Origin of the sequence: Methanothermobacter defluvii (assembly GCF_003385755.1) — an archaeon.
In the GTDB taxonomy this organism is placed as follows: Archaea; Methanobacteriota; Methanobacteria; order Methanobacteriales; family Methanothermobacteraceae; genus Methanothermobacter; species Methanothermobacter thermautotrophicus.
Window position 1 is genome coordinate 516,248 of sequence record NZ_QREL01000001.1, and the last position, 14,736, is coordinate 530,983.

The 14,736-nt window shown below is 49.4% G+C and carries 16 protein-coding genes and 1 tRNA gene; 10 read left to right on the plus strand and 7 right to left on the minus strand.

Features of this window, described 5'->3' with window-relative positions; all coding sequences use genetic code 11:
• Positions 1-25 precede the first annotated feature (25 nt).
• Entirely contained in the window at positions 26-283 is a 258-nt protein-coding gene (locus C7452_RS02860; RefSeq protein ID WP_010876442.1) for an MJ0307 family thioredoxin, read from the minus strand.
• Positions 284-358: 75 nt separating this feature from the next.
• The gene (sppA, locus tag C7452_RS02865) at positions 359-1,222 is read right to left on the minus strand and encodes a signal peptide peptidase SppA (protein ID WP_115892162.1); all 864 of its coding nucleotides are present in this window, start codon (positions 1,220-1,222) and stop codon (positions 359-361) included.
• A gap of 241 nt (positions 1,223-1,463) precedes the next feature.
• On the opposite strand from sppA, the gene C7452_RS02870 reads away from it, so the two are divergent.
• The 9 genes from C7452_RS02870 to C7452_RS02910 all read left to right on the plus strand — a co-directional run bounded on the left by C7452_RS02870 (position 1,464) and on the right by C7452_RS02910 (position 8,220).
• Entirely contained in the window at positions 1,464-2,324 is an 861-nt protein-coding gene (locus C7452_RS02870) for a shikimate kinase (protein WP_115892163.1), read from the plus strand.
• Between the two features lie 38 nt (positions 2,325-2,362).
• Positions 2,363-2,659 (plus strand): chorismate mutase, encoded by a 297-nt coding sequence (locus tag C7452_RS02875; protein ID WP_115892164.1) that lies wholly within the window; start codon positions 2,363-2,365, stop codon positions 2,657-2,659.
• A 1-nt stretch (position 2,660) separates the two neighbouring features.
• A complete protein-coding gene (locus tag C7452_RS02880) occupies positions 2,661-2,849 on the plus strand; it encodes a 30S ribosomal protein S17e (RefSeq protein ID WP_115892165.1) in 189 nt (62 codons plus the stop codon).
• A gap of 51 nt (positions 2,850-2,900) precedes the next feature.
• A complete protein-coding gene (locus C7452_RS02885) occupies positions 2,901-4,121 on the plus strand; it encodes an aspartate kinase (RefSeq protein ID WP_115892166.1) in 1,221 nt (406 codons plus the stop codon).
• Positions 4,118-5,008: a 4-hydroxy-tetrahydrodipicolinate synthase gene (gene dapA, locus C7452_RS02890; protein WP_115892167.1), complete on the plus strand. Its 891-nt coding sequence runs from the start codon at positions 4,118-4,120 to the stop codon at positions 5,006-5,008. Before C7452_RS02885 ends, dapA begins: the two co-directional genes overlap by 4 nt.
• 11 nt (positions 5,009-5,019) lie before the next feature.
• The gene (dapB, locus tag C7452_RS02895; RefSeq protein ID WP_115892168.1) at positions 5,020-5,841 is read left to right on the plus strand and encodes a 4-hydroxy-tetrahydrodipicolinate reductase; all 822 of its coding nucleotides are present in this window, start codon (positions 5,020-5,022) and stop codon (positions 5,839-5,841) included.
• 12 nt (positions 5,842-5,853) lie between these two features.
• Entirely contained in the window at positions 5,854-6,897 is a 1,044-nt protein-coding gene (gene asd, locus C7452_RS02900) for an aspartate-semialdehyde dehydrogenase (RefSeq protein ID WP_115892169.1), read from the plus strand.
• A 6-nt stretch (positions 6,898-6,903) separates the two neighbouring features.
• Positions 6,904-7,464, plus strand: a complete 561-nt coding sequence (locus tag C7452_RS02905; protein WP_115892170.1) for a phosphatase PAP2 family protein — start codon at positions 6,904-6,906, stop codon at positions 7,462-7,464.
• Positions 7,465-7,683: 219 nt separating this feature from the next.
• Complete coding sequence (locus C7452_RS02910) at positions 7,684-8,220, plus strand: hypothetical protein (RefSeq protein WP_115892171.1); 537 nt, start codon at positions 7,684-7,686, stop codon at positions 8,218-8,220.
• A 29-nt stretch (positions 8,221-8,249) separates the two neighbouring features.
• On the opposite strand, the gene C7452_RS02915 is transcribed toward C7452_RS02910, so the two are convergent.
• Both C7452_RS02915 and C7452_RS02920 read right to left on the minus strand, forming a co-directional pair.
• Positions 8,250-8,840, minus strand: a complete 591-nt coding sequence (locus C7452_RS02915) for a cyclase family protein (protein ID WP_115892172.1) — start codon at positions 8,838-8,840, stop codon at positions 8,250-8,252.
• 61 nt (positions 8,841-8,901) lie between these two features.
• A complete protein-coding gene (locus tag C7452_RS02920) occupies positions 8,902-10,110 on the minus strand; it encodes a transglutaminase-like domain-containing protein (RefSeq protein WP_245942808.1) in 1,209 nt (402 codons plus the stop codon).
• A 130-nt stretch (positions 10,111-10,240) separates the two neighbouring features.
• Between C7452_RS02920 and thsA the strand changes: the two genes are divergently transcribed.
• Positions 10,241-11,857, plus strand: a complete 1,617-nt coding sequence (thsA, locus tag C7452_RS02925) for a thermosome subunit alpha (RefSeq protein WP_115892174.1) — start codon at positions 10,241-10,243, stop codon at positions 11,855-11,857.
• Positions 11,858-12,196: 339 nt separating this feature from the next.
• Here thsA and C7452_RS02930 read toward each other — a convergent pair whose 3' ends face one another.
• The 3 genes from C7452_RS02930 to C7452_RS02940 form a co-directional block, all read right to left on the minus strand.
• A complete protein-coding gene (locus C7452_RS02930) occupies positions 12,197-13,348 on the minus strand; it encodes a thiolase domain-containing protein (RefSeq protein WP_115892175.1) in 1,152 nt (383 codons plus the stop codon).
• A gap of 12 nt (positions 13,349-13,360) precedes the next feature.
• Positions 13,361-14,401, minus strand: coding sequence for a hydroxymethylglutaryl-CoA synthase (locus C7452_RS02935; RefSeq protein WP_115892176.1), 1,041 nt, complete (start codon positions 14,399-14,401; stop codon positions 13,361-13,363).
• Between the two features lie 261 nt (positions 14,402-14,662).
• Positions 14,663-14,736: transfer RNA gene (locus tag C7452_RS02940), tRNA-Gly, on the minus strand.

The following is a 14,736-nucleotide window of genomic DNA, read 5'->3' on the forward strand; positions in this document are numbered from 1 at the left end:
CCTTAAAAATTAATTGAAAAAGAAGTTATTCCATCTCATCATTTATGGCTTCAAAAAGTTCTTCCCTGCTTGGGGCCCCAACGAACCTGACAACACCGTTGATTGCTATGGCAGGGACAGCCATCAGACCATATTCTATGGCCTTTTCCCGGTCAACCATTATGTCGATCTTTTCGACATCAATTTTGTCTCCGAATTCCTTTTTGGCCTCATCAACGACCTCGATTGCCATTGGACAGTAAGGGCAGGTTGGGGATGTGAAAACCTCTATATTAACAACCATTTCTTAACCTCCGTGAGAGTAATATAATTATCTTCTTCCCCTTTTTAGATAAATACTTATCCTTTTCCACCTTCATCAATGGAGCTGCAGCTCTTCTGTTGTGTTCCCTGAGGCAAATCCCAGCCTTGAGAACATGCTGGAAAGGACCCTGAGGAAGCCAGAAGGAGGCTCAAGGGTTATCGTGTTATAGTTCTTCACACCTGCGAGCTTCGCAGCCACCTCAACTGCATAGTCCTTCCCTCCAGTGAAATCCACCAGCCGGTTGCGTACAGCCTGTCTGCCTGTGAATATCCTGCCCTCTGCCAGGCTCTTCACGTAGGAGACGCTAAGGTTTCTGTTGGTAGCCACGGTCTTTATGAAGTAGTCGTACTCCTCATTGACCATTGACTGCAGCATCTGTCTCTCCTCATCGGTTATCATGCGGTAATCGGCACCCATGTCCTTGTATTCACCGGCCTTTATGGCGTACTTGTTTATCCCCATCTGTCTGTACATCTGGGAGAGATCCGTCAGGTCGAGTATGACACCTATGCTTCCAACCCATGCTGAGGGACTTGCGACTATCCTGTCAGATGCTGATGCTGCAAGGTATGCTCCTGAGGTCCCTGAATCACTTATCCAGCTCACCACAGGCTTTTTTGATTTATTTATGGCATCCATTAGTTCCTCACTTGCCACAGGTGTCCCTCCTGGGCTGTTTATGTCGAGGACAATGGCCTTAACTGATGGATCACTGTTGGCTTCAGCGATGAGCTCCTTTATATCATCCGGGTTCACGCCATCAGTGAACCCTGCCGTGTCATAGGCTATGGCTCCGTGGACAGGTATTATTGCTATCGTACCCTCGCCGCCCTCCAGCAGAGCGGCTAATGAAAGCACCAACCCTGCGATCGAGAGGACCACGACGAGGCCAATGACTATCTTGCTGTTTCTATCCATGGTATCAGACCTTTTTGCCTCCAGTCACCTTTTCAGGAGTTTTTGTTATATCAGACATCCATGTACCATCCTAAATTTTTCACCATTTTTATTAATAGAATGTCCACCACTATATAAATATTGCACTTAGATACTATTTAATTGATGAATACACTTTGCAGTGTTTGATAGCTTGAGGTGCTCTCTGGAGTGCTTTCCTAATCTATTCAGTGAACGATCATAGAATCCGGGAGTGATTGTTGTGAAGAAGACTGTAAGGTCCCCTGGATCCGCAACCGTGATTAATGCGATTGCAACTGGGAGGGGCTCAGCATTTGGCATAGGACTCAGGGTGGTGGCAGAGGCAGAGCTGATTGACTCCGGGGTGGAGTGCATCTCCCGGGAGGGAGCTGACACGGCCCTAATGGAGCTCTGCACAGGGATGGTGATTGAATATTACGGGGTGGATGCAGGTGTCAGGGTCGTAACATCCTCGAACCTCCCAGTTGCCAGCGGACTTTCAAGCAGCAGCGCGGCCTCCAATGCCACTGTGATGGCAGTCTCCTCCCTCTTATCAGAGGAATTCTGTCTTGAACCCATGGAGGATCTTGAGATGCTTAACATGGCAGTTGACGCATCCCTCAAGGCGGGTGTGAGTGTTACCGGGGCCTATGATGATGCAAGTGCATCATTCTACGGTGGCTTAACCGTGACAGATAACATGGAAAGGCGCATAATCCTCAGGGAGCAGATGGAAAATCAAAAGGTATTAATATATATGCCGGACAGAAAATCACTGACTGCACAATCAGATGTCCCGCGGATGAAACTGCTGGCCCCCTGGGTTGATATGGCCTTCAGGGAGGTCCTTGATGGAAGGGTACACAGTGCCCTAACACTCAACGGGATACTCTACTGTGCATCCCTGGGATTCGATCCGGGAATAGCCCTTGATGCCCTTGAGGCGGGTGCCCTTGCAGCAGGTCTCTCAGGAACCGGGCCATCCTTTGTGGCCCTGGCTCATGAGGACTCTGAAGCTGATATCATTGATGCCTGGGAGAACCTTGAGGGGGATGTGCTTGTAACATCAGTGGACAACGAGGGTACACGCATCCTTGAATAACTCCATTGACCCTTAAGCAGAAGAAAGGGGAATGATTTATGGATGAGTACAGAGCACGGGAGGTCCTCAGAAGATCCAGGCAGAAGATAGATGGAATAGACAGGGACATACTTGACCTCATAGCCTCAAGGATAGCCCTTGCACGGGAGATAGCAGAGGCCAAGGAGGTCCTTGGAATGGAGATCCTGGATCCTGAAAGGGAACTCCAGATTATAGAGAGAACCCGGAAAATCGCCAGGGAAAATCGTATCGATGAGAATAAACTTATAGAACTGATGAAGATTCTGATGGATCTCAGTAAAACGGAACAGAAAGAAATGTTAAGGAGGCAATGAAATGGGAAACATAAGGACATCCTTTGTAAAAAGAATAGCTAAAGAGATGATAGAAAATCATCCAGGGAAATTCACAGACGACTTTGACACTAACAAGAAACTTGTGGAGGAGTTCTCAACAGTAAGCACCAAACACCTCAGAAACAAGATAGCAGGTTACATTACAAGGATCATCAGCCAGCAGAAATAAGACCAGAATTTTTCATTTTTTTCCCCAACATTTAAAAGGTTGTGAAGGTTAATGGAGTTAATAGTTGCTAAATTTGGCGGTACATCAATAGGAAATGGTAGGCGAATTAAGAAGGCGGCCCGTTCAGTTGTGAAGGAGTACATGAAGGGCAGGAAGGTCGTTGTCGTTGTATCTGCCATAAACAAGACAACCGATGAACTCCTCCAGATAGTGGACGAGGCAATGGAAGACGCTGTCACAGAGAAGCAGCTGGCTGAGATAGTATCCATGGGTGAGATGACCAGTGTCAGGATATTCTCATCCGCCATAGAGGCACTCGGAGTCAAATCCGAATATATAGACCCCTTCATGGATGAATGGCCAATAATAACCGACAGCAACCTTTTAAATGCTAAGGTGGATTTTGAGGCAACTGAGGAGAAATCAAAGGAACTGCTTAAACTCCTTGATCAGGGAATAATACCCGTGGTTTGTGGCTTCCTTGGAAGGGACCCCAACGGCTACATAACCACCCTGGGGAGGGGTGGAAGTGACATAACAGCATTCCTCCTTGGTCACTGCCTTAAGGCAGATGAAGTTATAATAGTAACAGATGTTGGGGGTGTCATGTCCACGGATCCCAACAAACTTCAGGGTGCCAAGAAACTTGATAAGATATCAGTTGAGGAGATGAGGGACCTTGCAACCCATGGGGCCCAGGTACTCCATCCCCACGCCCTAAAATACAAGGACCCGGATATAAAGGCAAAGATAATAGGATTTGAACACGGGGACCTATCCGCCCCTGGAACCGAGATAATCGGACCCTCAAAGAACAAGATGGTCAAGACAACAACCCTCAACCCGGATCCAATATCCGTGGTCGCTGTTGTGGGTGAAAAGATACTGAACAAGCCAGGTATACTGGCCAGGTTAACATCAAGGCTTGCAGAGAACTCCATAAACATCATAGGAATTTCAACAGGACAGAACTCGGTCACAATATTTGTTGACAAGAAGGACGCCGATGAGGCCCACAGGCTCCTCCACGATGTGGTCATTGCAGACGATGACCTCAGCTCACTCTCACTGGGAAGAGACATCGCAATGATAACCATATCAAGCCCGGATTTCATAGACACACCCGGCATAATATCTGAAATCACCGAACCCCTGCGGGATAATGACCTTAACATAGTTGAAATTTCATCCTCACAGACATCTGTGGTTATCTTTGTTGACTGGAATGATGGTAAAAAGGCATATGAACTTGTAAGGGGTGTTCTTGAATGAAGATTGAAGGCACAGTAGTGGCCATGGTGACTCCATTCACAGAGGACGATGTGGTGGATGAGGCCGGGCTGCGGGAGAACATAAACTACCTTATAGAGAACGGGGTTGATGGCCTCCTGGTTGCCGGAACAACCGGTGAATCAGCGACAATAACCCACGAAGAGCAGAGGAGAATGATCGATATACTGGTGGATGAGGTCAACGGTCGCGTCAGGACGGTTGCAGGTGCAGGTAGCAACTCATCCAGGGAGGCAATGGGCCTTGTGGAGTATGCAGAGGACGCCGGTGCAGACGCAGCCCTTGTCATAACCCCCTACTACAACAAGCCCCAGCCCCACGGACTCATTGAACACTACACCATGCTGGAGGAAGCCGCCGACATACCCCTCATAATATACAACGTTCCCTCGAGGACAGGTACCGACATAGATGTTGACACAGTCGCCGAACTCGCAAAGCTGGAAGGTATAATAGGGATAAAGGAGGCCAGCCCTGACCTGGACAAGGTGTCCATGCTCAGGTCAAGGCTAATGGACCTCGGCCTTGATGACTTCACCATCCTCTCAGGAAACGATAACCTTACACTCCCAATGATCTCCATGGGCGCTGAGGGAGTGATATCAGTGGTTGCAAATGTCGACCCGGCTCGCATGAGCCGGCTTGTTAACGAGGCCCTATCAGGGGACTTCGAGTCTGCAATGAAAACACACTATGAACTTTACAGCCTTATGAAGGCCCTTTTCATTGAGAGCAACCCGGTACCGGTCAAGGAGGCCCTTAACATGATGGGCAGACCTGCGGGTCATGTGAGGATGCCCCTGGCACCCCTGCAGGATGCAAACCGTAAGAGGCTCAGGATGGTCCTTGAGGAACTGGCACTGATCTAGGGGTGTTATGCTTGATAAGGGTCGCAGTTACAGGCGCATGCGGGCGCATGGGCTCAGGGATAATAAGGAGGATCCTCGAGGAGGAGGACATGGAACTGGTGGCAGCCATTGAGGCTCCAGGGACACCCCTCAGTGGCAGGGACATCGGAGAGTTCACAGGCAGGGGTATGGTTGGAGTTGAGGTGACCGACGCATCAGACCTTGCTGATACCCTCGCAGATACAGAACCCGACGTTCTCGTTGACTTCACAGTAGCACCTGCAGCGGTCAAAACAATAAAGACTTCAGCCGAGGCAGGTGTTAACCTTGTGGTTGGCACAACCGGATTTTCAGAGGAGGAGATGCAGACAGTAAGGGACTGCATAGGAAGGTCAGGTGTGAGGGCTGTGATCGCACCGAACATGGCGGTTGGGGTCAACGTGTTCTTCAAGGTCCTCAGGGACCTTGCACCGATCCTCTCTGACTATGACGTTGAGATCATCGAGGCACACCACAGGCACAAGAAGGACGCACCATCAGGTACAGCTGTACGTGCACTGGAGGTCATCTCAGAGGCCACAAACAGAAGGGCCGAGGAGGTTGCCGTCCATGGCCGCTCTGGACTTACAGGTGAGAGGAGTAAAGAGGAGATAGGTGTCCATGCAGTGAGGGCTGGTGACATCGTCGGGGACCACATCGTCCTATTTGCAGGTGACGGTGAGCGCCTTGAGATAGTTCACAGGGCTCACAGCAGGGATGCATTCATAGGTGGAGTTATAAGGGCCATAAGGTTCATTGAGAAAGCAGAACCTGGAAGGATAATGGATATGGGGGATGTGCTGGGAATAAACTGATAAGGTGATGTTATGGTTAATGTGGGTGTTCTGGGAGCAACAGGAATGGTTGGACAGCGTTTCATTCAGATGATTGATAAACATCCTGAATTTGAACTTACAACACTGGCGGCTTCTTCACGATCCGCAGGGAAGCCCTACGGGGAGGTGGCGAACTGGTACCTCGACTGTGAGATGCCAGAATCTGTGAAGGACATGGAGGTCGTTGAAACAGACCCCTCAAGTGTGGGAGACGTTGATATACTCTTCTCAGCCCTCCCTGCAGGTGTGGCGAGGAAGGTTGAACCAGAATTTGCAGAGAAATACATAGTGGCATCAAATGCCAGTGCAATGAGAATGGAGCCGGATGTCCCCCTCGTGATACCCGAGGTCAACCCCGAGTTCCTTGACCTCATAGAGGTGCAGCAGAGGAAGAGGGGTTGGGACGGTTTCATAGTCACCAACCCCAACTGCTCAACAATAGCCCTGACCCTCACCCTCAAGCCCATCTACGACGCCTACAACATAAAGAGGGTCTACGTATCAACCATGCAGGCGGTTTCCGGTGCCGGTTACAATGGAGTCCCCTCAATGGCCATACTTGATAACTTGGTGCCATTCATAGGTGGTGAGGAGGAGAAGATTGAAACAGAGACCCTCCACCTGCTGGGAGAACTCGATGATGGTGTGGTGAAACCAGCAAGCTTCGGCGTGAGCGCATCCTGTCACCGTGTACCCGTAGTTGACGGCCATACCGAGGCGGTCTTCATTGAACTGGATGATGACTTTGAAATTGATGATGTAAGGGAGGCAATGGATAAATTCAGGGGGCTCCCGCAGAAGTTGGGCCTCCACTCTGCCCCTGAAAAACCTGTGGTGGTCAGGGATGAGGAGAACAGGCCCCAGCCAAGGATGGACAGGGACAGGGACGGTGGAATGGCTGTCACTGTTGGAAGACTCAGGAAGGACGCTGCATTTGAAAACAGTTTAAGGTACGTCCTTGTGGGTCATAACACAGTGAGGGGTGCTGCAGGGGCATCTATTCTTAACGCTGAACTCATAAATGAGATACTGTAGGATACCATGCACCCCAACCTTCTGGGAGCTGATCTATCCATCCTCTATTTTTTCAATTCATTCCTGAGTTCGCCATTCCTTGACCTTTTAATGCCGCTTTTAACCTTCGGCGGGACCCAGGTCTTCTGGGTGATACTCTGTCTCATCCTGTACCTACTTGGAGGCGAGGATGAGAAGGAGGCAGCATTCATAGCCCTCACAGCTCTTGTAATGGGCTTCTTTCTGAGTGAATCCCTGAAGATGGTTATCGCAAGGCCACGACCCTATGAGGTGATTGGGTGGGTGAGGCACACCACAGTCGCTGGGGGCTATTCTATGCCATCGGGTCATACGGTGGCCGCCTTTGCCGGCTTCATCTCCCTCTACTTCAAATTCGGTAGCCCATGGCTTTTCATCATCCTCGCATCACTTGTGGGGACTTCAAGGATATACCTTGGCCTCCATTACCCAAGTGACGTTCTCGCGGGTGCTGTTCTTGGGGTTTTATGTGCATTCACCGCCCTGAAGATAGAGGAAAGGGTTAAATGTTTTGGTCTCTGCCGTTTTGACAGGCTGCAGCAACATTAGGCGCATTTTAAAACCAGGCAAACTTCTTCTGATTTCAGTGTTCTTTTCTGTAATGATGGAATCGTCATCCTTTTCAGGACCCCTCTGGTGTCATGGGAATCAGATGCTCATCGGCAGGGACTCATATATGCTTTGAGAGGTTTTCCTTGTTAATGCAGCTACGGTGATCCACGGGCTTCATTTGGGAAGGTTTTTAAGTTTTAATGTGATATCTATTAAATGGAAAGGGATACCATGAGGTTCATGAGGGATTCAGAAAAGGAACAGCTCAAGCTTCTTGTAAAGGCGTGCATGCTGGAGATAAGCAAGCTAAAGATGGATCTCCGGAAATGCCGTGAGAATTCAGATAACTGTGAGATGGTTAAGGAACTTGAGGATGCACTTAAAATCAGGGACAGGCGTATAGATGAACTTGAAAGAATCATGGCTGAAAAGGACAGGGTGATACAGGAACTCAAGGGCATCATAGCAGATAAGGAATCCCAGATATCTGACCTCAGAAGGTACAGGGAATACTTCCAGGCCCTTACACAGAAACCTGAAAAGGATTTAACATCATTCCAGTCACAGATCTACCGTCTGCTACCCGATGAGAGGGCCACCACAGAGGAGATGCTTGACTTCATAAATGAGATAGGATTTAAGGACCTGAAACTTGAGAACATGGTCCAGATACTCAGGAACCTTGAGAGGAAGGGATACTTCAGGTCGGTGAGTGAGGGCAGGAGAACCCTCTGGGAGAAGGTTAAGAGATGAGTTTTGCAGCTGGAATGAGCTTCTATCTATTAGTTGATACACCTTTCAGAGCCTGTAACTGCAAATACCCTTGCAGGGGATGCTTCGGCTTTCACAGAGAGTGGAACAATGAATAATCTGAATTTAGGTGGTAGCAGGTCAGTGTTTGTTATGTTCTCCACAACCCATATCCCATTTTTGAGGAGGAGTCTGTGGATATCTGTTTCTCCGGGTCTGTCAACACTGGGGCCGTCGATGCAGACGCCCAGAACTTCATGTTCCACCAGTTCCTCTGCAAGATGTCTCTTTATACCCGGGTAGTTCTGGAAGTACTCCTCCGAGCCCCACCTTGAGCTCCAGCCAGTTTTTATGACGGCTATATCGCCCCGGGTTAACATCTCTCCCCCGGATACAAGGAAACCCGCACCTGTGAGTTCCTCCAGTCCTATTCCATCAACGGTGAGGGCACTGCAGCGCGCATGGAGGGGGGCGTCTAGATGGGTCCCGCTGTGCATACCAAGAGATAGTGAGGAGGTAATGTAATCTGCATCTGAACTTTCAGTTCTCAGTTTAACGGGTGGATCACCCGGGAAGACAGGCATGGAGTCCTCTATTTTATGGGTCAGGTCGATTATTTTCATAATGATTGTTTCATCTGTGAAAATATTAACTGTTTTCTAACTGCAGGGACGAAGATCCTTATTAAAGCCTGTATTCAGTGAGTACCTCGTTGACCCTCGAGACAGTTGTGTTCCAGTTACTTACATGTCCTAGTCTGTTGAGGGAGTGTGTTGCGTCTGCAGTAACCCATCCATGACCCCTTATCCATACCTGGGCCCATACATGGGAGTACCAGTTCCCGCTTATGAATCTGCAGTAACCACGGACGTAGCGCGCGGGTATACCACTGGTCCTTGCAAGGGCTACCATGAGGTGTGTCTGGTCAACACAGTTACCCTCCCTTAACCGGAGTGTACCCGAGGCACCGTAACGTGTCCTGTAGTAGAAGGAGTAGTCGACACTGTCACGTACCCAGGTGAAGAGGTTCAGTGCAGTGGCGTAGCTGGTGTTTCCTGAGAGTTCACGGGCGAGGTATACCACATTGGGATCCGTGACGCTGCAGTAGGCTGTTGAACTCAGATACCTCCTGAGGGATGGGGGGACATACCATGGGCTGTTCTTAAGGCCCTCATAGTATCTGAGTTGCCCCCTAAGATAGTTGTATCTATTCTCAAGTGACCTGAGTTTGTTCTGAAGCATGGTCCTGGTCCTGATGTTTCCTGTGGTTCTTATTCTTATTCTGATCCTCTTGATGAGGGAAGATGTCTTTCTGATTTCAGAGTTTATACTCCTTATCCTGGAGTCAACGGTCTGGGAGTTGATCCTGTATGCATTGAGGGGTACTGGAGTCCTTATATACACGTCTGTGGGCATCCTCCCCTTCTGGTATCTGTAACGCCCAATCTTTGAGAGGAGGTAGACGGTATTGTAGAAATCGATTTTACCTCCACTGTAGGATAACGTGGAGGGGCATCTACTGTATTTATCTGTAAAGTCCCTGAATCTTACTGTTATCTCATTGTACCGTGTGCTGCTCAGTTTCAGGGATATGCGGCGAATATTGAGGGCGGGTGAATTCACAGTTCTGTATTCAACGGTTTTTGAGCCACTAAGTACCCTGCTAAGTGCATATGTGTAGGATGCACAGTCAAGAGTTCTGTTTCCAGCACTTATATTTTCAGGGAGCCTCTGATAGTTCTCCATGAAATTAGCTACCCTTAAACTTGCCTGCAGGACATCAGAACTGTTTAGGGGTTCTGAATCATTTTCAATGGCATGAGAACCTTCCATGGCCACAATCAGAATGAGGGTCACGGTAAGGTATACCGAGGCTTTAATGAGCTGCCTCATATCAATCACATATTAATATTAAGATTTATCTTCGTTAAATACTCTCCCAAAGATCAAACGAAAACTATTTATAGAACCTCTAACCCATTGATAACTGCATACTGATTTATAATAAAACTGAGGTGATTGAATGGCACAGGGACAGCAGCCAATTCTTGTACTACCCGAAGGTACAAGCAGGTATCTTGGAAGAGACGCACAGAGGATGAACATCCTTGCGGGTAAAATACTCGCAGAGACCGTGAGGACAACCCTTGGACCTAAGGGTATGGACAAGATGCTGGTTGACTCCCTTGGGGACATTGTCGTAACCAACGACGGTGTCACAATACTCAAGGAGATGGACATAGAGCACCCAGCAGCAAAGATGCTCGTCGAGGTTGCAAAGACCCAGGAAGACGAGGTAGGGGACGGTACAACCACAGCAGTCATAATAGCAGGGGAACTACTCAAAAAGGCTGAAAACCTCCTTGAAATGGAGATCCACCCAACAATAATAGCAATGGGTTACAGGCAGGCCGCTGAAAAGGCTCAGGAAATACTCGACGACATTGCAATCGATGCCAGCGACAGGGACACCCTCCTGAAGGTTGCAATGACAGCAATGACCGGAAAGGGAACAGAAAAGGCAAGGGAACCACTGGCACAGCTCATAGTGGATGCGGTCAAGCAGGTTGAAGAGGATGGCGAAGTCGAGAAAGACCACATAAAGATAGAGAAGAAGGAAGGCGCAGCAGTGGACGACTCAACACTCGTCCAGGGTGTCATAATCGACAAGGAAAGGGTCCACCCAGGAATGCCAAAGAAGGTTGAAAACGCCAAAATAGCACTCCTCAACTGTCCGATCGAAGTTAAAGAGACAGAGGTTGACGCAGAGATCAGAATAACAGACCCATCACAGATGCAGGCATTCATCGAACAGGAAGAACAGATGATCCGCGACATGGTCAACTCAATAGTTGACACAGGCGCAAACGTTCTCTTCTGTCAGAAGGGTATTGATGATCTGGCACAGCACTACCTGGCCAAGGCAGGAGTCCTTGCAGTGAGGAGGGTCAAGAAGTCCGACATGGAGAAACTCTCCAAGGCCACAGGAGCAAACATAGTCACAAACATCGAGGACCTCAGCCCAGAGGACCTGGGTGAAGCAGGAGTCGTATCAGAGAAGAAGATCTCAGGCGAAGAGATGATCTTCGTTGAAGAGTGCAAGGAACCAAAGGCAGTGACAATACTTGTCAGGGGATCAACCGAGCACGTTGTGAGCGAAGTTGAAAGGGCAATCGAAGACGCAATAGGTGTCGTCGCCGCAACAGTTGAGGATGGTAAGGTCGTCGCAGGAGGCGGAGCACCTGAAATAGAAATCGCAAAGAGGCTCAAGGACTACGCTGACTCAATAAGCGGCAGGGAGCAGCTGGCAGTATCAGCCTTCGCAGACGCCCTTGAAATCGTGCCTAAGACCCTTGCAGAGAACGCAGGTCTTGACAGCATCGACGTCCTCGTTGACCTCAGGGCAGCCCACGAGGAATCACCCTACATGGGAATCGACGTCTTCGATGGTGAAATCGTCGACATGAAGGAAGCAGGAGTAATCGAACCACACAGGGTCAAGAAGCAGGCCATACAGTCTGCAGCTGAAGCAGCTGAGATGATACTGCGCATAGACGACGTCATAGCCGCATCATCATCCAGTTCCAGCGAGGAAGGAATGGAGGAAATGGGCGGAATGGGCGGAATGCCTCCAATGTAAGGCATCCCCCACCCTTTCTATTTAAACCATCAGTTCACGTCCAGATGGACTTTTTTTGATTACTGAGAGATTTACCTGATGTAGGGGCAGAGATCTTTTCTTTTTAAGAAAATTTTCTGTAAGTCGGGATCATTTATTCTGCTCTGGCAAGGCAGAGACTCATCCTACAATAAAAGGAAGTTAACTCAGCTGTACTCCTTTCTAACACTGGTTTTCGGATGTAGGGGACCTACTCAGTTCAAAAGGTCTGGTTCCCTGCTGTCTGGAATGAGAAAAAAATCGACCATTTAAATAGATCTGAGCCGTTCTTAAATTAATAAAAAAAGGTTGAATGGTTATTTACCTTGAAAATATGTGGACCGCCGCTGTTCCACCGGTTCCACCGATGTTGTGGGTCATGCCGATCTCAGCACCTTCCACCTGTCTCTTACCGGCTTCACCACGCAGCTGCCATACCACCTCGGCTGCCTGGGCTATACCGGTGGCTCCAAGGGGATGACCACGTGCCTTGAGCCCACCTGATGGGTTAACGGGTATGTCACCATCAATCCTTGTCATACCATCCTCAAAGGCCTTTCCACCTTCACCCTTCCCAACGAATCCAAGGTCCTCAACAGCCAGTATACCGTTTATGCTGAAACAGTCATGGACCTCAACGAGGTCTATGTCCCCTGGCGTCAGTTTGGCCATATTGAAGGCCTTTCTGGCTGCATTAACTGTTGCATCAATCCTTGTTATGTCCCTCCTATCATGGAGTGCGATGGTACCTGAGGCCTGTGCAGATGCCTTCACATATACAGGGGTGTCTGTGTACTCCCTTGCCATCTCTGCGGGGCACAGTATAACTGCTGCAGCCCCATCAGATATCGGTGAACAGTCGAGGAGCCTGAGGGGATCCGCTACCATGGTGGAGTTCATGACCTGTTCAACCGTGACCTTCATGGGGAACTGGGCTCGGGGGTTTTTTGAGGCGTTCTCATGGTTTATCACTGAGACCATGGCGAGCTGTTCCCTTGTTGTACCGTACTCATACATGTGCCTCCTCGCCATCATTGCATACAGTGATGGGAATGTGACCCCCTGCTGGGCCTCCCACTCCTGGTCAGAGGCTGTTGCAATTGCCGGTGTTGGGTCAACAACGTCGGTCATCTTCTCAACACCTGCAGCTATCACGATGTCATGGTAGCCTGATGCAACCGCCATTATACCGCTCCTGAGGGCCAGTCCCCCTGATGCACAGGCAGCCTCAACCCTTGTGGATGGTATGGGTGTCAGGCCAGCATGGTCTGCGATGAGCGAGGATATATGCTCCTGTTTTATGAATAGACCGGCTGACATGTTACCAACGTACATAGCATCAAGGTCGGCGCCCTCCACTCCGGCGTCCTCTATGGCCCCAAGTCCGGCCTCGGTTATCATGTCCCTGAAGGAGACATCCCAGAGTTCTCCAAATTTTGTCTGTGAAACTCCAATAACTGCTACATCCCTCATATTATCACCCTCTTAAGCCATCCTGAGTTTGCCCTTGAATTTGGCGTATATGGCATAGTCGACGTACCTCTTATTTTTGATGATCTCGGCCACGGATGGTGCAAGGTTACGCCTCTCTTCTATGAGGTCATTCACCTCTATTATGAAGGCGTCGCTCCCGGCACCTGAACCATAGGACACTGCCAGTATCCTTGCGCCTGGCTCTGCAACGTCAAGGGTTGCTGCAAGGCCTATTGGTGTTGCACCTGAGTAGGTGTTCCCTATCACAGGTGTCAGGAGTCCTGGTTTTACCTGTTCGCTTTCAAATCCCAGTTTGCGAGCGGCCTTCAGGTAGAATTTTCCGTTTGGCTGGTGGAAAACAGCGTAGTCGAAGTCATCTGCGCTGAGGCCGGTCTTCTCCATCATACCCCTCGCGGCTCCCAGGACATGCTTGAAGTAGGCGGGTTCACCGGTGAATCTTCCGCCGTGTCGGGGGTAGGGCATTCCCTCCCTCCTGTAGAAGTCGGGGGTGTCTGTGGTGAAGCTGTAGGTTTCCTTTATATCTGCAAGACAGTTCTTTCCACCTATAACATAGGCTGCCCCGCCTGCTGATGCAGTGTATTCGAGGGCATCGCCTGGGGCTCCCTGGGCTGTGTCAGCGCCGACTGCAAGACCGTAATCTATTATGCCTGAGTCAACAAGCCCCATGCAGGCCTGTATACCCGCGGTACCTGCCTTACATGCGAATTCAAGGTCAGCTGCTGTCATCTCGGGGGTTGCATCAACAGCCTCTGCAACGATTGTTGCTGTTGGCTTAACAGCGTAGGGGTGGGATTCGGATCCCACATAGACAGCTCCTATCTCTGAGGGATCTATCTGGCTCCTCCTGAGGGCATTACGGGCAGCTTCAACTGAGATTGTTGCTGTGTCCTCATCAGGACCAGGGACTGATTTTTCCTCCACAACCAGCCCCCTTGATATGGCCTGGGGGTCGTCTCCCCAGACCCTCGCGATTTCTTCAACCTTTATTCTGTATGATGGAATGTAAACTCCATATCCGACTATTCCAGCCATGAATATCACACCATAATATTAGTCTGGATCCTGTTATTATTCTAAAATTAAAGTATTTATTCCTTGCTCTACTATCGTGGCTTCTGATATATATAGATGATATATGGCACCTGCGTTAGAGAATCGCATGTAAATCTGAAATGGGGCCTATACTCTTTAAACTGGATGCAACCCCCGAATCTGAAATCAGATGGGCATTGAATCAATAGAACAGAATCGGTGTACGTGGAAGTCTAGGAGGACTTATAGAATCAGTTTATATGCGGTTGCCGGGATTTGAACCCGGGTCGCGGGCTTGGAAGGCCCGAGTCCTAACCAGACTAGACTACAACCGC